We start from the raw sequence: 15,885 nt of genomic DNA, 5'->3' as shown, positions 1-15,885 counted from the left end.
AACGGGCGGGGTCCATCATGAACCCGGAGAAGGCGGGGCGCACGTCCGGGCGCGCGCTCCGCCTTTTGCATGCCGCCGCCGCCCTGTTCATCTCGCTCTCGTTGGCCGCCTGCACCGGGGGCGGCACCGGCGTTCCCACGGGCAATGCCGGTTCAGTCACGGGAAGCAACGGAGCGGCCCAGGAACCACAGGTACTGCGGACCATTGAGGGACTGCAACTGCCCTGGTCCACGGTCTTCCTGCCGGATGGCACCGCCATCATTTCGGAACGTGACAGCGGCGAACTCAAATCGGTCAAAGACGGGAAGACAACGGTGCTGGGCGACCTCCCCGGAGTTGTTCCCGGCGGGGAGGGTGGCCTCCTGGGGTTGGCCGTGTCGCCGGACTACGGTTCCGACAGGTCGCTGTTCGCCTATTTCACGGCCAGTGCGGACAACAGGATTGCCCGTTTCACGCTGGCGGTGCCGGATTCCGGGGGCCCATTGAAACTTGGACAGCCGGAGATCATCTTCTCCGGCATTCCCAAGGCCTCAACCCACAATGGAGGCCGTATCCGCTTTGGGCCGGACGGGAACCTTTATGTCGGAACCGGTGATTCACAACGCCGCGACCAACCGCAGGATCCGAACGCGCTGGGCGGCAAGATCCTTAGGATCACCGCGGAAGGCCGGCCCGCGCCCGGGAACCCGTTTGGAGACAACCCCGTGTACAGCCTTGGCCACCGGAACGTGCAGGGCCTCGACTGGGACGACTCGGGCAGGCTGTGGTCCAGCGAATTCGGTCCGACCGTGGATGACGAACTCAACCTGATCCAGCCGGGCGGCAACTACGGCTGGCCGGAGGTGACGGGAGCACCGGGCAGGCCGGGCTTCATCGATGCCAAGGTGGTCTGGCCGTCCACGGCGGAATCATCCCCGAGCGGACTCGAGATCGTGGGCTCCACGGCCTATCTGGGAGCCCTCAGGGGCCAGCGGTTGTGGGCTGTCCCGCTCGACGGTGAAAACGCAGGCAATCCTGTGAGCCATTTCACAAGCCGCTTCGGGCGCATCCGGGACGTTTCCCTCGCCCCGGACGGCACATTGTGGATGCTCACCAACAACGAAAACCCTGATTCCGCGCTGATTTTGGCCCCTCCAGGCCTGCCGAAGAGCTGAGGCGGGAGCCGATTTCACACGGCGCTAAATCTCGTGTAGAGTTTCATGTCGTTGCGGAGATGAACGCGGGAAACAAAAGCCCTCGGGAAGAACCAAAACAACAGCTGCACCTCTAGCTCAACTGGCAGAGCAATTGACTCTTAATCAATGGGTTCCGGGTTCGAGTCCCGGGGGGTGCACCACTGAAAACCCCGTCTTCACTGGCCACAAGCAGTGAAGGCGGGGTTTTTGTTTTGCCCGGGCAGGGACCGCCGGATCGGCCGGGCGACAAACCGCCCTGGTTATGCCAAGGCCGGCTGGTTACAGCGGCCCAAACTCCCGGGTGCCCACGGGATCCCGCCACGTCAGTGACATCTCCTCCAGCGCCGCGCGAAGTTGAGGCTCTGCTGAAATATCGGCAAGGAAATCACGCCTGGCATGTTCCAAGAAGTAGGACGGCACAGTGAAGACGCTGCCGATGAAGACGAGGGTCATGACTGCATAACCGAGCAGCAGGGCACCGCCTTCGGGTCCGCGCTCCAGCAGCCGGCTGGCCAAGGGGTAACCGATGCCAGCGAAAATCAGCACGAAGAATGTCCCCGGACCAAGCCCTGACCTGACATTGCCCGCGCCTCTTGAAGGGGCCATCTCCACGACGCGTGGCAACCGGCGCCTCCGGATCCGTCGGAACATCAGCGTTCCAAACAGAACCAGGGCGAGACCAGGAGCGGACAGCCCAACCAGAAGGCCGGGACCGCCGCCGCTTGCCACACCAAGAATTCCGAAGCCGGTGAATGCCACTCCTGCAGACCTCAACCGGGGCCACTTGCACGAGCTTGAAAAGCCGGGGCTCGTCCCGCGGGTCGTAGTGTGCAGGTGCATTCGCCATCCGGTGCGTCCTCTCGATTCGGTCATCGGGAGCAACTCCCCCAAATGAATTGTGTCGCATCAATGCCGGCAGGTGCGTTTCTCGCGGGAATGTGTTTACCAGTTCGGTATACGGCCGTTGAGGCATGGACTCATTTCTTTAGGAAAAATTCACCCTAAGCATCGGAATACCTGCGAAATGCTGGATAAGGTGACCTCATTACTAGGTCTGGGAGGTCAAACCATGGCTGTCTTTCGGTTCACTGTGACGGGCACGATTGAAGCGGATGTCGACGCCCTTGGCGCCGCCATGGCTGCTTCCCTCCCGACCCATCTCACCGGCTCCGACGCCATAGTCGCGCTGGAAAGCAGCCTGGAGTTCAGCGAGAATCCCGGCTCTGCATTACAGGCATTGTTGGAGATGGGCGTGATGGGGATCCTGCAGGCCAAACTCGGCCCGGTGAATAAGGGCTGGGACATCCAGGCTCTGGAGGCGATAGCCGTCAGGCTTCTGGGGTAGGAAAACCTAGTTGGCGCTGCCGGCATCCACGGTGAGGCCGGAATCGGCACTGGCCACGATTGCCTTGGTCTCCGGCGAAGAAAAGCGGCTGGCCAGGACGGTCACCACAGCCTGGAGCTCTTGCCGCAAGACATCGGGGTCGATCGAAGCGGCGGCCAGCACGGTTCGTTCCATGTCCGCTGCCGCAGCCACCGCCTCAACACCCCGTTCGGTGAGCGACACCACATGGCTTCGGCGGTCGGACGTGCTCCGCTCCCGTCGGATGTGTCCATGAACCTCAAGCCGGCTGAGCGTTTTCCCCATAGTCTGGGCCTGGACACGGACCAACTGGGCAAGCTGTGCCTGGGTCATGGGGCCGTTCACGGCGAGTACCTCCATGGCGATAACCCCGGCATGGGTAAGCCCGATGGCTCCCAGCTTCTCATTCCAGGAATGTTCGACGAGGCGTGCCGCCGTGGACAAGAGGCGCCCTGTGGGCCAGCGATCCATATCAGGCATACCACTTAGTATAGCCAGCGTGGGATTCGTCGCCCGCTCCCCCGCTTACTAAGCTTGAATGTCCACAACATTCCAAAGGAGAAAATCTTGGCTGAACGACTCATTCCCGGCACTCCGGCACCGGACTTTACGCTGAAGGATTCCGCAGGGAACGATGTCAGCCTGAAGAGCTACCGCGGCCGGAACACCATCGTGTACTTCTACCCGGCAGCGTCCACGCCGGGCTGCACTAAGGAAGCGTGCGATTTCCGCGATACGCTCGCTTCCCTGCAGCGGGAAGGTTATGACGTCCTGGGCGTGTCCCCTGATCCGATTGCAAAGCTCGCCAAGTTCGCCGAGGCTGAGGGCCTGACTTTCCCGCTCTTGTCCGACGAGGACCACGCCGTGGCCGAGGCCTACGGTGCCTGGGGTGAAAAGAAGAACTACGGACGGACCTACGAGGGCCTCATCCGCTCCACGATTGTGGTGGATCCGGGGGGCAACGTGGCGGTGGCGCAGTACAACGTGCGGGCCACCGGCCACGTAGCGAAGCTCCGCCGGGACCTTGGGCTGGCCTAGGTTTTTCCCCCGGAGACAGGCCCCGGTGTGCCCATCACCGAGCGGAAGGCGCCACCCGGCAGGTACACTGGAGCCTGGCATCCGCCGTCGGACGTTTTACCGCTTTCGCATGAATAGCGTTAAGACCACCCACGACGGCGCCGCGCGCGAGTGGTGAAATTGGCAGACACGCAGGATTTAGGTTCCTGTGCCTTCGGGCGTGGGGGTTCAAGTCCCCCCTTGCGCACAGCAGTGAAAAATCGGAATCCCGGGCCTCACGGTCCGGGATTCCGGTGTTTAAGGCCCAAGTCCCAGTACTTGAAACGCCGCAGGAAAATAATTCTCCAGGTTCACCCATCCGTTGCCGCTGAACCGCCGAATACCCATTGAGACACCAACCAAGGGTCGGTGCCCACAGTCGGAATAGAGCCAGTGCAGTGATCGGGAAGTCGTTCGCCGCAGGCAATCATCGGCACTAACAAGGAGAATCGAAATGCAGTCATTCAAGCGCAGTACTTTCACCGTTGCAGGCGTGGCAGCTGCAGCTCTGCTCAGCCTGACCGCCTGCGGAGGCTCCGCCACGACGGCAAACAGCTCGTCGGCACCGGCGTCCGCGCCGTCCGCTTCGAGCATGGCTCCGTCCCCGTCGGCCAGCTCCGCGGCCGCCATGGATCCGGCCGCCAATTTGGTGGGCCCCGGCTGTGCAGGCTACGCGGAGCAGGTTCCCGACGGTGCCGGCTCGGTGGCGGGCATGGCACTCGACCCGGTCGCGGTTGCAGCTTCCAACAACCCGCTGCTGAAGACCCTGACGGCAGCGGTGTCCGGCAAGCTCAACCCGAAGGTCGACCTGGTGGATACGCTCAACGGCAGCGAATTCACTGTCTTCGCACCGGTGGATGACGCGTTCGCCAAGATCGACGCCGCCACCATCGAAACCCTCAAGACCGACGACGCGCTGCTGAGCAAGATCCTGACCTACCACGTGGTTCCCGGTCAGATCACTCCTGACAAGATTGTGGGCACCCACAAGACTGTCCAGGGCGGCTCCGTCACCGTCACCGGCACCAAGGACGCGCTCAAGGTGGATGACGCCGGCGTAATCTGTGGCGGCGTCCAGACGGCAAACGCCACCGTCTACCTGGTGGACTCTGTCCTGATGCCGAAGTAGGCAACCCGAAACGCTCCTGATCCGGCTCCAGCCTGACTCCCTGGACCGACCCGGAGAAGCGAAGGCCCGCACCGATGGTGCGGGCCTTCGTTTTGCCCACGGGGCACACGGCCCGGACCCGGCCGGCGTCCAGGATCGGTCAATTAGACTGGGGAACGGTCCCGGCCCGCGGACCTCCCAGCCGTCCAGAGGCCTTCCGGCCGTCCAGAGGTGATAATCGAGTGCCCAGCAGTAAATCGCGCCGCATTGCAGTCAGTATCGGTGCAGGTGTCTTGTCGCTGCTGCTTGCCTCGTGCACGGGCGTGCCCGCTCCCGCGCCGGCGTCATCCTCTGCGGTCACCACCAGCGCCGCGTCTGCCGCCCCGACGGCAACATTTACGTTCGGCACCGCGGCCCAGCCGCTGGGGCTTGATCCGGCACTGGCATCGGACGTTGAGTCCTACCGGATCACCCGCCAGGTCCTCGAAGGCCTGGTCGGGGTGGACCAGACGACCGGCCTGCCGACTCCCCTGCTCGCCACCGAGTGGGCAGCATCCAACGAGGGCCGCGCGTACACCTTCAAGCTCCGTGAGGGCGTCACCTTCCAGGACGGCTCGCCTTTCGATGCAGCGTCGGTCTGCACGAACTTCAACCGCTGGTTCAATTTTCCGGAGAGCCTGCGGAAGCAAGCCCCCGGCACGTCATTCAAGGGTGTCTTCAAGGCCCACGCCGACCAGGCCCCGCTGTCCATCTACAAGAGCTGCACCGCACTCTCCGCCGGGAATGTCCGGATCGACCTCACACAGCCCTTCACCGGATTCCTCCAGGCGCTGACCCTCCCGGCCTTCGCCATGTCTTCCCCGAAGGCCATGGCGGAGCAGAAGGCTGACAGCCTCAGCCGGACCCGGGACGGCCAGCCTGTCTCGGATTACGCGCTGCACCCCGTCGGCACGGGTCCCTACAGCTTCGCAGCGTGGGAAGACTCCAACGTCAAGCTGGTCAGTAACAAGGAATACTGGGGCGACAAGGGCCAGATCGGCACCATCAACTTCGTCACCTACGATCAGCCCCAAGCAAGGCTGCAGGCCCTCCTCGACGGGAAGATCGACGCGTACGACGCCGTCACCGTGGGGAACTTCGACCAGCTCGTCAAGCGCGGAAAACAGATCATCCAGCGCGACCCCTTCTCCGTGATGTATCTCGGCATGAACCAGGAAGTGCCCATCCTGCAGAACCTCAAGGTGCGGCAGGCCATCGAAATGGCTGTGGACAAGGACACACTGATCCGCAGGTTCTTCATCGACAACACCACGCAGGCAACCCAGTTCGTCCCGCCCAAACTCAGCGGGTTCAACAACAACGCCGCTTCCCTGGGCTATGATCCGGCCAAGGCCAAGGCGCTGTTGGAGGAGGCCGGGTACAAGGGCGAGGAACTCAAGTTCTACTACCCCCTCAATGTGACCAGGCCGTACCTCCCCACACCTGAAAAGGTCTATGCCGAGCTCAGCAGGCAACTCACCGCGGTAGGCCTGAATGTGAAACCTGTTCCGGTGGAATGGTCGGACGGCTACCTGCAAAAGGTCCAGTCCCCGGGCGACCATGCACTGCACCTGCTGGGCTGGAACGGCTCGTACGCCGATCCGGACAACTTCGTCGGCCCCCTGTTCGGCGAGAAGACCGGTGAATTCGGCTATCAGGATCCGCAGGTCTTTTCCAAGATCGCCCGTGCCCGTGGCCTGCCTGAGGGCGAGGACCGGACGGAGCAGTACCGCACCATCAACGCCCAGATTGCCCAGTCCGTCCCGGCGGTGCCCATCGCCTTCCCCATTTCGGCCCTGGCGATGTCCGACCGGGTGCTGAAGTACCCTGCATCCCCGGTATTAAACGAAGTTTTCACAAAGGTCGAGCTGAAACCTTGACGGACTGAACCAATTTCAGTTAGTGGGGTGCTCGGGGATATTCTGTGACAGCCAGAGCCGCTGCTATCGGAGACTCATTGTGACTTTCATTTCCAAGACCCAACATGCCGACGTCGTCCTGATTGGCGGCGGCATTATGAGCGCCACGCTGGGTGCGTTCATCAAGCAGCTCGAACCGACCTGGACCATCTCGCTGTTCGAACGGCTCGACGAGGCCGGCCTGGAAAGCTCAGGCCCGTGGAACAACGCAGGCACCGGCCACGCCGCCCTGTGTGAGCTTAACTACTCTCCCGCAGCCAAAGACGGCTCGGTTGACCCCTCCAAAGCACTGCACATCAACGAACAGTTCCAGCTGTCCCGCCAGTTCTGGTCCCACCTGGTCAGCAACTCCCTCATCGGTTCCCCCAAGGGCTTCATCAACACGGTGCCTCACATGAGCTTCGTGATCGGGGACGCCAACGCGGACTTCCTGAAGACCCGGTATGAGGCACTGAAGCCGAACGCCCTCTTCCGCTCCATGGAGTACTCCGAGGACCACGCCCAGATCTCCAAGTGGGCACCCCTGATCGTCAAGGGCCGCGACCCCAAGCAGCGGATCGCCGCCACCCGCGCAGCCGAGGGAACCGACGTCGACTTCGGCGCGCTGACCCGCGAGCTGACAACGTACCTGGGCAACAACGGCGTCGAGATCAACTACGGCCACGACGTCAACGGCATCCGCCGCGTCACCGGCGGCGGATGGGACCTCACGCTCAAGCACAAGAAGTCCGGAGAGCACGGCAACATCCGCGCCAAGTTCGTCTTCGTCGGCGCCGGCGGCGGGGCCCTCCATTTGCTGCAGGCTTCCGGAATTCCGGAGAGCAAGGGCTACGGCGGCTTCCCGGTCTCCGGTCAGTTCTTCCGCTGCACCGACGAGGCCCTTGCCGGCCAGCACAGCGCCAAGGTCTACGGCCAGGCGTCCGTCGGAGCGCCGCCCATGTCCGTTCCCCACCTCGACACCCGCTACGTCAACGGCAAGCGCTCCCTGCTGTTCGGACCGTACGCCGGATTCTCCACCAACTTCCTGAAAAACGGCTCCTACCTGGACCTCCCGCTGTCCATCCGCCCCAGCAACATCATCCCCATGCTGGCGGTGGCCAAAGACAACATGGACCTGACCGCCTACCTCGTCAAAGAGGTCGCCAAGCGCCACGGCGACAAGGTGGAGGCCCTGCGGGAGTACTATCCGGAAGCAAAGGACGGCGACTGGGAACTCATCACCGCCGGCCAGCGTGTTCAGATCATCAAGAAGGATCCGAAAAAGGGTGGTGTCCTTCAGTTCGGAACTGAAGTGATTGCGGCCCGCGACGGTTCCATCGGCGCGTTGCTGGGGGCTTCCCCGGGAGCTTCAACCGCTGTTCCCATCATGATCGAACTGCTCCAGAAGTCGTTCCCCAAGAACTTCCGGAGCTGGCAGTCGAAGCTCAAGGAGATGATGCCCGGCTACGGCATCAAGCTCAACGACAACCCGGAACTGGCAGCACAGCTGGAGGCAGAGACTGCCAAGACCCTCCAGCTGGAAGCCGTGGACGCACCTTCCAGCTGACGCCCTGTTCGGGTTACGGCAGGTTTCACCCCCAACCACAAGTCCGATAACCCACCAGGAGACGATGAGATGTACCGGCTGGCAAAACTTTCGCTGGCAAACAGGGCCCTGATCGCGCTGATCACCGTCTTCGCGTCGGTATTCGGCGTGATCACCATGTCCTCGCTGAAGCAGGAACTCATCCCCTCCATCGAGTTTCCGCAGATCACGGTCATCTCGTCCATGCCGGGGGCGTCCCCGGAAGTCGTGGACAAACAGGTGAGCGGGCCCGTCGAAACCGCGCTGAACGGTGTCGAGGGGCTGGAGTCGACGTCGTCCACGTCCCGCACGGGCGTCTCGCAAATCACCATGGTGTTCACCTACGGGACAAACCTTGACCGTGCACGGAACCAGATCGACCGGGCCATCTCCAATGCCAAGCGCGCACTGCCCGACGACGTCCAGCCACAGGCCATCGCCGGCAGCATCAGTGACTTCCCGATCGTGTTCCTGGCGGTCTCATCCGACAAGCCGCTCAGTGAGCTGAACGCCGACCTCCAGCGCCTCAGCGTCCCCCGCCTTCAGAAGCTCGACGGCGTCAGGGGCGCTGACGTGACCGGCGGCGCCACCCAGCACATCCAGATCCTTCCCCGCCCCGAGGCGATGGCCGCCAGGGGTGCCACCATCCAGTCCATCAGCAACGCGCTGAAGAACAACGGAGCCCTGGTTCCCGCCGGCACCATTGAGGAACAGGGCAAGACGCTTTCGTTGCAGATCGGCAGTCCGGTGGACTCCCTGGACGCCGTCAAAGCCCTGCCGCTCGGTGGCGCCAAGGATGCCTCCACGATCGGCAGCGTGGCCGACGTCAGCATCAAGGACGACGTCCGGACGTCGATTACGCGGACCAACGGCAAGGAAACGCTGGCCCTGTCCGTGACGAAGAAGCCCGAAGGCGACACCGTGGCGATCTCGCACGCGGTCAAGGATTCCATCGGCCAGCTCGAAGCGGAGCTCGGATCCAACGCCAGGTTCACCCCCGTGTTCGACCAGGCCCCGTTCATCGAGAAGTCCATCAAGGACCTCACCACCGAGGGCCTGCTGGGCCTCGGATTCGCCGTGGCGGTGATCCTGGTGTTCCTGATGTCAGTGCGGTCCACACTGGTCACCGCCGTCTCCATCCCGCTGTCCCTGCTCATCACGTTCATCGGACTGTCCGCGACCGGATACTCCCTTAACATCCTGACCCTCGGAGCGCTCACCATAGCGATCGGCCGCGTGGTGGACGACTCGATTGTGGTGATCGAGAACATCAAGCGCCATCTCAGCTACGGCGAGACCAAACTGGAGGCTATCCTCACCTCCATCCGTGAAGTTGCCGGCGCCATCACGGCGTCCACCCTTACCACCGTGGCTGTTTTCCTTCCGATCGCCTTCGTCGGTGAACTGGCAGGCGAGCTGTTCCGGCCCTTCGCCCTGACGGTGACCATCGCGTTGCTTTCGTCACTGCTGGTGTCGCTTACCATCGTTCCCGTTCTTGCTTACTGGTTCCTCAAGACACCCGCCGGCAGCGCAGGCGCCGCATTGTCCGCGGCTGCCGCCCGGGAAGCCGCTGCCAAGGCACATGAGGCAGAGCAGCGCAGCCGGCTTCAACGCGGCTACCTGCCGATCCTCCACAAGACACAGAAGCATCCTGTGGTGACTCTCATTGCGGCGGTCCTGGTCCTCGGCGGTACGGCTGCCATGACGCCGCTGCTTGCCACCGACCTGCTGGGCCGGTCCGGTGAGAACAGCATGACGGTCCGCCAGGTCCTGCCGGCGGGAACCAGCCTGACGGACACCAGCGCGGCCGCCGTGAAAGTCGAAGAGGTGCTGCGGAGCATTGAGGGCATCAAGGATGTGCAGGTCACCTCAGGCAACGCGCAGACCGGCTTCAGCGCGCTGATTTCCAGCGGCGCGTCCAACTCGTCATTCACCGTTGTCACCGAGGAGAAAGCCAACCAGGCGCGGCTCCAGGAGACCGTCCGCACCGAACTGGCCAGGGTCAGCGACGCAGGCAAGATTTCGGTGGGTTCCCAGCAGGGCGGATTGGGCACCTCCTCCACCGTGGACATCACGCTGAAGGCCGCGAATTCCGCGGACCTCCGGACGGCGAGCGATGCCATGGTCAAGGCCATGGAGGGCGTTCCCGGTAGCACGGAGGTTGCCACCAACCTCGCAGCCAGCCAGCCTGTTGTGCAGGTCAAGGTGGACCGTGCCAAGGCAGTCGCCGCCGGCCTGAACGAGGAACAGGTGGCGGGCGTCCTGGCTTCCGCCATCAGCCCGCTTCCGGCCGGTACCGTACGGATCGACACCAACGACTTCCCGGTGCAGATCGGCGAGGGCACCCGTTTCACGAGCGTCAGCGCCGTGCGGAGCATCCCGCTGCCGACGTCCGGCGGCGCTGTCCCGCTGGGAAGCATCGCCTCGGTGGAGCAGGTGGACATCCCGGTTTCCATCACCGCCAGCAACGGCCAGCGCACCGCACGTGTCTCGGTGACGCCGTCGGGCGCCAACCTGGGCGAGGTCAGCACGGAGGTACAAAACCGGCTTAAGGCGGTTGGGCTTCCTGCGGGCGTCACGGCAGAGATCGGCGGCGCCACCACCCAGCAGACGGAGTCATTCCAGCAGTTGGGCCTGGCCCTGCTTGCCGCCATCGCCATTGTGTATGTGATCATGGTGGCCGCCTTCAAGTCGCTCATCCAGCCGCTGATCCTGCTGGTGTCCGTCCCGTTCGCGGCGACGGGGGCAGTCGCGCTGCTCCTGGTAACCAGGGTGCCGCTGGGCCTGCCGTCGCTGATCGGCATGCTGATGCTGGTGGGCATTGTGGTGACCAACGCAATCGTCCTGATCGACCTCATCAACCAATACCGGCAGCCGCGGACCGGCCCTTCCGGACTAAGCTCGCCGGGCATGAACGTGGCTGACGCCATCACCCACGGCGCACGGCAGCGCCTCCGTCCCATCCTGATGACCGCCCTGGCCACCGTCTTCGCGCTGACGCCCATGGCGCTTGGACTGACCGGCGGCGGGGGCTTCATCTCCCAGCCGCTGGCCATCGTGGTGATCGGCGGCCTGATCTCCTCAACCGCGCTGACCCTGGTCCTGGTCCCGGTCCTGTACCGGCTGGTGGAGGGGCGCCGCGAGAGGAAGGCCCTGCTCCGGGCGATGCACGAACGCGCCGACTTCGGGCCGGCGGACGACGTCGACGCAGAGTTCGTCGACTGGACAACGGGCATGGTTCCCAAAGTTTCGGGCCGCCGGGCTGCGGCCGGAGAGCCCGAATAGCAGCGCCTGACCAACAGCAGTGCCAAAAAAAGCAGCAGTGCTTAAACAGCAGTGCCCGTGCCACCCCGGTGGCACGGGCACTGCTGTTTAACCGTGCGGGAATATCCTGGCATGCCGGACGTTACACACACCGATAGATGCAAATGCATGTAAATCGGCTACACTGGAACAAGACCCGGAGTAGTTCGGCAATCGGAAAGGCACATCATGCAGATCGGCGTATTCAGCGTCAGTGACATCACCACTGATCCCACCACGGGCCGCACGCCCACGGAACACGAGCGCATCAAGGCGTCCGTGGCCATCGCCAAGAAGGTCGAAGAGATCGGGATGGACGTCTACGCCATCGGCGAGCACCACAACCGGCCCTTCTTCTCCTCCTCCCCCACCACCACGCTGGCGTACATCGCGGCGCAGACAGAACGCATCATCCTGTCCACCGCGACCACGCTGATCACCACGAACGACCCCGTGAAGATCGCCGAAGACTTTGCGATGCTGCAGCACCTGTCCGACGGCCGCGTGGACCTGGTGATGGGGCGCGGCAACACGGCCCCGGTCTACCCCTGGTTCGGCAAGAACATCCAGGACGGCATCGAGCTGGCCATCGAGAACTACAGCCTGCTGCGCAAACTCTGGGATGAAGACACGGTGAACTGGTCCGGCAAGCACCGCACGCCGCTGCAGAACTTCACCTCCACCCCGCGCCCGCTCGACGGCGTTGCCCCCTTCGTGTGGCACGGCTCCATCCGCACGCCGCAGATCGCTGAAGTGGCCGCCTACTACGGCGACGGCTTCTTCGCCAACAACATCTTCTGGCCGAAGGAGCACTACCAGCAGCTGATCGGCCTCTACCGCGAACGCTACGAGCACTACGGCCACGGCAAAGCGGACCAGGCCATCGTGGGGCTGGGCGGACAGTTCTTCATGCGCAAGAACTCCCAGGACGCCGTGAAGGAGTTCCGCCCCTATTTCGACAACGCACCCGTCTACGGCCACGGCCCCTCCCTGGAGGACTTCACGTCGCAGACACCGCTGACCGTGGGCAGCCCGCAGGAGGTCATCGAAAAGACCCTCACCTTCCGTGAGTACTTCGGCGACTACCAGCGCCAGCTTTTCCTGATCGACCACGCGGGCCTGCCGCTGAAGACCGTGCTGGAGCAGCTGGACCTGTTCGGCGAGGAAGTCCTGCCGGTGCTGCGCAAGGAGTACGCCGCGCTCACGCCCGCCCACGTGCCGGAACCGCCCACGCATGCAGGACGGGTGGCAGCCCGGATGGCTGCACAGGTGCAGGAGGACGCCCTGAGCAAGCCCACGGCGCAGGACGCCTGATGGCCTCCCAGCCAGGCGGGTCGCCTGTCCGGCTCGCCGCCGAAACCTGGGAATCACTGTTCCGCGCCCAGGTGGCGGTGATGCGCAGGCTGCAGTCCGGCCCTGCCTTCAAGGCGCTGGCCGTCAACGAATACGACGTCCTGTTCACCCTCTCCCGCTGCCCCTCCGGCTGGCTGCGGCTCAACGAGCTGAACGACAACGTGCTGCTCAGCCAGTCCAGCCTCAGCAGGCTCGTTGAGCGGCTGGAAAAGCGCGGACTCGTGGAGCGGATGCCGGCGCCGCAGGACGGCAGGGGCGTTCTGCTGAAACTGACGGACGCCGGCCGGGACCTGCAAAAGCAGATCGGGCGGGAGCACGTAAGGGACATTTCCGCGCTGATCACTCCGGCGCTGACCGCCAGCGAACAGCGTGAACTGTTGCGGCTCACCGAGAAACTGCGCGGCTCCGTGTCAGGGCACTAGGACGCTGGGGCCGCTCAGGCGATGGCGACAAGCTTCGTGGGATCTTCCACGGGCAAGTCGCCGTCCACCACGGCCGTAACGCGGAGCTCCCTCAGGGACAGGCTTCCTCCCACCGTGGACAGGAAGGCCGTGTCCGAGGAGTCCCTGCCGGCGGTAATCCTCAGCATGCTCTCCCGCGGCGCGAGCCCGGTGGGATCGATGACGTACCAGGCACCGTTGATGTACGCCTCGGCCACGGCGTGGAAATCCATCGGGCTGAGGCCGGGCGCATAAACGGCCACCAGCCGTGCCGGGATGTCCTTGGACCGCAGCAGGGCGATGGCCAGGTGAGCGAAGTCCCGGCACACGCCGCGGCGGTGCAGGAGCGTCTCCACCGCGCCGTCGGTACCGCGGGAGGAGCCGCTGACATAGCGGAGCTCGCTGAAGACCCAGTTGCGGACGGCGTGCAGAAGCTCTTGGCCCTGGAGCCCGCCGAACTCCGCGTAGGCCGTTGGGAGCAACCGGTCGGACTCCGCATAGCGGCTGGGCCGGACATAGCGGATGAGCTCCATGCGGTTGGGCTCCTCCGGGACCGCCAGCCCGGAAACCGTGGCCGTGTACTCCACGGTCACTTCGGTTGGTTCTGCGAACTCCATGTAATGGAAGCGGCCGCCGTGATGATCGGACAGCTCCGTCACGGGAACCTGGCTCTCGCCTGACGTGACCGAAAGCGTCTCATCGAGGGACGAATAGCCCGCATTCCTGGCGACGGAAACCGCCAGCGCGACTTTGGTTTCAGCTGCGGTCTTGAAGACGAGCCGGGCGGCCACGCTGCGTTCCATGTATCTCCGGGGTGTGAGGTAGTGGCAGAACAGTCCCCAGCGCCGGCCGGTTGGATTTACGGGAAGGCGGCGGGACTAACTTTTGATCTTCAGAGACATTAGCATCCGCTGGACATTCGCGAATTCGGACCCCTCGTTGGCGTACTTTGCAGCCTGGTCCAAGGTGTCGAAGGCCTTGGCAGGGGCCACTTTCTCATCGGTGGCGAAGGTCTTGAGCGCGGTCAGGTCACCAAACGAGACGTCCCCTTTGCCTTCGGGCCCGCGGACGATGTTCTGCAGGGCACAGGCCTTGCCGTCGACCCCTCCCACCACGTTGGTGATGCCGTAGGAGCCGAAGAACCTGTATCCCTGAATCACACGGAACACCACATGCGGGGTGATGAGGCCCTCGCCCTCACGGTGCGGCAGGTCCACCGGGACGCTGCTGACCACCACGTACGGCTTCCGGCCTGCCTCAGCGCAGGCAGCAGCCGACGGCGATGGCAAGCCTGTCTGCAGCGTGGCCAGGTAAGTTCCCTTGGCGTCCTTGACCTCGATCTTGAGGGCGCCGGGAAGCGTGCCCTGATCCGGGGTGACGGACTGAGCGATCCAGTCCTGCGGCAGTTCAAAGCTGACGTTCTTGGCGGAATCCGAGAAGACCTTCCACGCCGACGCTGTCGCGCCGGGCGACGCGGTGCCGCCGGGCGCCGGGGACTCCGTACCGGTGGGTGAGGCGCCGGGAGTTGCCCCTGGTGCTGACGCTGAAGGGGTGCCCGCCGCCGTCGCGCTTTCCGTCGGACTGCTGCCCGCCGTCCAGGCGGGTTGACCCTTGCCGTCGCCGCTGCAGCCCGACATCACCGCGGCAACAACGATCAGCGCCGTGCCAAACCGGACCCTGCGGGCTACTGCCTTCCCTGTCATGAGGCAAGCGTAGCGGCGCCGCCGCCGGAGGTCCTGTGTTCCGGACGGAGTGTTGAGGTCGGCGTGTGCATCTGCGGTAATCGTTCCGGGCGGCGCGGCGTTACTGCAGGCGGCGGGGTTTCCCGTCCCCAAAGAGGGATACGCTGGGGACATGGCGGAACAGCACTTTGACGCGGACCAGGACAGCGTGACGGATATCTCGGCCCTGGACATTGCCGACTGGCGGGTCCGGACCTTCGCCATGTACCAAAACGTCCGCAGAATCGCCGCGGACAGCCCCGCCGAAGCTCACACGTACTGGCGCCAGGAACGGGACCGGATGTTCGGAACCCACCCTGCCTCCGCCCTCACGACGCCAGACAAAGCAACGTTCAGCGGCCTCCGGACCGCCGACTACGACCCCATCTACCGGTTCCACGTGCCCCTGACAAAAGAGGGCGAGGGCCGGGAAATGAACGTCGAGACCGCGACCGACGGCGTTGTCAGGTTTGTGCGCCTGGGCACCTTCGACTTGCCGGAGATGGGCCAGTTGGCCGTCTGGAAACTACACGGCTACGGTGGCGGCATCTTCGTGCCATTCAGGGATGCGACGGCGGGCCAGCCCGGAGGCAGCTACGGCGCCGGACGCTACCTCCTGGACACGATCAAGGGCGCCTTCCACGGCGTCCTGGGATCCGGGCCCGACGCTGAATTCATCCTGGACTTCAACTTCGCATACAACCCCTCCTGTGCTTACAACGAAGCCTGGGCGTGCCCGCTGGCGGGTCCCTCCAACCGGCTGGCCGTGGAGATCCCCGTCGGCGAACTGTACTGACGTCCTCCCGCGCCGAAAGGGAATCGTAAGGAAAACCACGAGACGCCA

14 protein-coding genes and 2 tRNA genes are annotated in these 15,885 nt (G+C 64.1%); 12 read left to right on the top strand and 4 right to left on the bottom strand.

Annotation, left to right across the window (positions count from 1 at the left end):
* Positions 1–17: 17 nt before the first annotated feature.
* Positions 18–1,154 (top strand): PQQ-dependent sugar dehydrogenase, encoded by a 1,137-nt coding sequence (locus J2S97_RS02920; RefSeq protein WP_307046385.1) that lies wholly within the window; start codon positions 18–20, stop codon positions 1,152–1,154.
* Positions 1,155–1,260: 106 nt separating this feature from the next.
* Positions 1,261–1,336 (top strand) — tRNA-Lys (locus tag J2S97_RS02915).
* Between the two features lie 118 nt (positions 1,337–1,454).
* Here the strand turns inward: J2S97_RS02915 and J2S97_RS02910 are convergent.
* Positions 1,455–1,721 carry a hypothetical protein gene (locus tag J2S97_RS02910; protein ID WP_307046383.1) on the bottom strand — a complete coding sequence of 89 codons (267 nt, stop codon included), beginning with the start codon at positions 1,719–1,721 and terminating at the stop codon, positions 1,455–1,457.
* A gap of 523 nt (positions 1,722–2,244) precedes the next feature.
* Here J2S97_RS02910 and J2S97_RS02905 point away from each other — a divergent pair.
* Positions 2,245–2,520 (top strand): hypothetical protein, encoded by a 276-nt coding sequence (locus tag J2S97_RS02905; protein WP_307046381.1) that lies wholly within the window; start codon positions 2,245–2,247, stop codon positions 2,518–2,520.
* Between the two features lie 6 nt (positions 2,521–2,526).
* Here the strand turns inward: J2S97_RS02905 and J2S97_RS02900 are convergent, their stop codons facing one another.
* Positions 2,527–3,009, bottom strand: coding sequence for a MarR family winged helix-turn-helix transcriptional regulator (locus tag J2S97_RS02900; RefSeq protein WP_307046562.1), 483 nt, complete (start codon positions 3,007–3,009; stop codon positions 2,527–2,529).
* 96 nt (positions 3,010–3,105) lie between these two features.
* Here J2S97_RS02900 and bcp point away from each other — a divergent pair, with 96 nt between their 5' ends.
* The 8 genes from bcp (at position 3,106) to J2S97_RS02860 (ending at position 13,302) form a co-directional block, all read left to right on the top strand.
* The gene (gene bcp / locus J2S97_RS02895; protein ID WP_307046379.1) at positions 3,106–3,576 is read left to right on the top strand and encodes a thioredoxin-dependent thiol peroxidase; all 471 of its coding nucleotides are present in this window, start codon (positions 3,106–3,108) and stop codon (positions 3,574–3,576) included.
* A 144-nt stretch (positions 3,577–3,720) separates the two neighbouring features.
* Positions 3,721–3,802, top strand: a tRNA-Leu gene (locus J2S97_RS02890).
* A 246-nt stretch (positions 3,803–4,048) separates the two neighbouring features.
* Entirely contained in the window at positions 4,049–4,723 is a 675-nt protein-coding gene (locus J2S97_RS02885; RefSeq protein WP_307046377.1) for a fasciclin domain-containing protein, read from the top strand.
* Between the two features lie 221 nt (positions 4,724–4,944).
* On the top strand, positions 4,945–6,621 hold the full coding sequence (locus J2S97_RS02880) for an ABC transporter substrate-binding protein (protein WP_307046375.1): 1,677 nt from the start codon (positions 4,945–4,947) through the stop codon (positions 6,619–6,621).
* 79 nt (positions 6,622–6,700) lie between these two features.
* Positions 6,701–8,206, top strand: a complete 1,506-nt coding sequence (locus tag J2S97_RS02875; protein ID WP_307046373.1) for a malate:quinone oxidoreductase — start codon at positions 6,701–6,703, stop codon at positions 8,204–8,206.
* 69 nt (positions 8,207–8,275) lie between these two features.
* Positions 8,276–11,509 (top strand): efflux RND transporter permease subunit, encoded by a 3,234-nt coding sequence (locus J2S97_RS02870; protein ID WP_307046371.1) that lies wholly within the window; start codon positions 8,276–8,278, stop codon positions 11,507–11,509.
* A gap of 207 nt (positions 11,510–11,716) precedes the next feature.
* The gene (locus J2S97_RS02865; protein WP_307046370.1) at positions 11,717–12,841 is read left to right on the top strand and encodes an LLM class flavin-dependent oxidoreductase; all 1,125 of its coding nucleotides are present in this window, start codon (positions 11,717–11,719) and stop codon (positions 12,839–12,841) included.
* Positions 12,841–13,302 (top strand): MarR family winged helix-turn-helix transcriptional regulator, encoded by a 462-nt coding sequence (locus J2S97_RS02860; protein ID WP_307046368.1) that lies wholly within the window; start codon positions 12,841–12,843, stop codon positions 13,300–13,302. Before J2S97_RS02865 ends, J2S97_RS02860 begins: the two co-directional genes overlap by 1 nt.
* Positions 13,303–13,316: 14 nt before the next feature.
* On the opposite strand, the gene J2S97_RS02855 is transcribed toward J2S97_RS02860, so the two are convergent.
* Together J2S97_RS02855 and J2S97_RS02850 are read right to left on the bottom strand one after the other, a co-directional pair.
* Positions 13,317–14,123, bottom strand: coding sequence for a transglutaminase-like domain-containing protein (locus J2S97_RS02855; RefSeq protein ID WP_307046366.1), 807 nt, complete (start codon positions 14,121–14,123; stop codon positions 13,317–13,319).
* A 75-nt stretch (positions 14,124–14,198) separates the two neighbouring features.
* Entirely contained in the window at positions 14,199–15,023 is an 825-nt protein-coding gene (locus J2S97_RS02850) for a hypothetical protein (RefSeq protein ID WP_307046365.1), read from the bottom strand.
* Positions 15,024–15,174: 151 nt separating this feature from the next.
* Here J2S97_RS02850 and J2S97_RS02845 point away from each other — a divergent pair, with 151 nt between their 5' ends.
* Positions 15,175–15,837 carry a DUF1684 domain-containing protein gene (locus tag J2S97_RS02845; RefSeq protein WP_307046363.1) on the top strand — a complete coding sequence of 221 codons (663 nt, stop codon included), beginning with the start codon at positions 15,175–15,177 and terminating at the stop codon, positions 15,835–15,837.
* The last annotated feature ends 48 nt before the right edge of the window (positions 15,838–15,885 follow it).

The sequence above is a fragment of the Arthrobacter oryzae genome, from assembly GCF_030812315.1.
In the GTDB taxonomy this organism is placed as follows: domain Bacteria; phylum Actinomycetota; class Actinomycetes; order Actinomycetales; family Micrococcaceae; genus Arthrobacter; species Arthrobacter oryzae_B.
The sequence above is the reverse complement of the archived record's forward strand: the minus strand, read 5'-3'. Positions and strand labels throughout refer to the sequence as shown.

Bases quoted from the DNA above. Each gene is read 5' to 3' on its own strand.
- J2S97_RS02920 (WP_307046385.1), top strand. From the start codon at position 18: ATGAACCCGGAGAAGGCGGGGCGCACGTCCGGGCGCGCGCTCCGCCTT.
- J2S97_RS02905 (WP_307046381.1), top strand. From the start codon at position 2,245: ATGGCTGTCTTTCGGTTCACTGTGACGGGCACGATTGAAGCGGATGTC.
- J2S97_RS02900 (WP_307046562.1), bottom strand. From the start codon at position 3,009: ATGGATCGCTGGCCCACAGGGCGCCTCTTGTCCACGGCGGCACGCCTC.
- J2S97_RS02885 (WP_307046377.1), top strand. From the start codon at position 4,049: ATGCAGTCATTCAAGCGCAGTACTTTCACCGTTGCAGGCGTGGCAGCT.
- J2S97_RS02870 (WP_307046371.1), top strand. From the start codon at position 8,276: ATGTACCGGCTGGCAAAACTTTCGCTGGCAAACAGGGCCCTGATCGCG.
- J2S97_RS02865 (WP_307046370.1), top strand. From the start codon at position 11,717: ATGCAGATCGGCGTATTCAGCGTCAGTGACATCACCACTGATCCCACC.
- J2S97_RS02860 (WP_307046368.1), top strand. From the start codon at position 12,841: ATGGCCTCCCAGCCAGGCGGGTCGCCTGTCCGGCTCGCCGCCGAAACC.
- J2S97_RS02855 (WP_307046366.1), bottom strand. From the start codon at position 14,123: ATGGAACGCAGCGTGGCCGCCCGGCTCGTCTTCAAGACCGCAGCTGAA.
- J2S97_RS02850 (WP_307046365.1), bottom strand. From the start codon at position 15,023: ATGACAGGGAAGGCAGTAGCCCGCAGGGTCCGGTTTGGCACGGCGCTG.
- J2S97_RS02845 (WP_307046363.1), top strand. From the start codon at position 15,175: ATGGCGGAACAGCACTTTGACGCGGACCAGGACAGCGTGACGGATATC.